The sequence below is a fragment of the Pseudarthrobacter sp. B4EP4b genome (genome assembly GCF_006680095.1).
Taxonomy (GTDB): Bacteria; Actinomycetota; Actinomycetes; order Actinomycetales; family Micrococcaceae; genus Arthrobacter.
In genome coordinates this window covers 1-240 of the sequence record NZ_VHIJ01000110.1, presented here as the reverse complement: position 1 = coordinate 240, position 240 = coordinate 1, and the positions used below count along the sequence as shown (strand labels likewise).

1 rRNA gene is annotated in these 240 nt (G+C 50.8%); it reads left to right on the top strand.

What is annotated here, in order from left to right:
• Window positions 1-90: 90 nt before the first annotated feature.
• Window positions 91-240 (top strand): 16S ribosomal RNA (locus tag FNL14_RS23105); the annotation flags it as partial.

Here is a 240-nt window from a genome sequence, read left to right as displayed (position 1 = left end):
GGTCTGGTTTTTACAGCTGGTTTCAAATTTTTGCAGTCGGGTTTCCGCGTTTTCCCGTGGTGCCTGGTTGTGTTTCGTTTTTGTTTTACTTCAACGGAGAGTTTGATCCTGGCTCAGGATGAACGCTGGCGGCGTGCTTAACACATGCAAGTCGAACGATGATCCGGTGCTTGCACCGGGGATTAGTGGCGAACGGGTGAGTAACACGTGAGTAACCTGCCCTTAACTCTGGGATAAGCC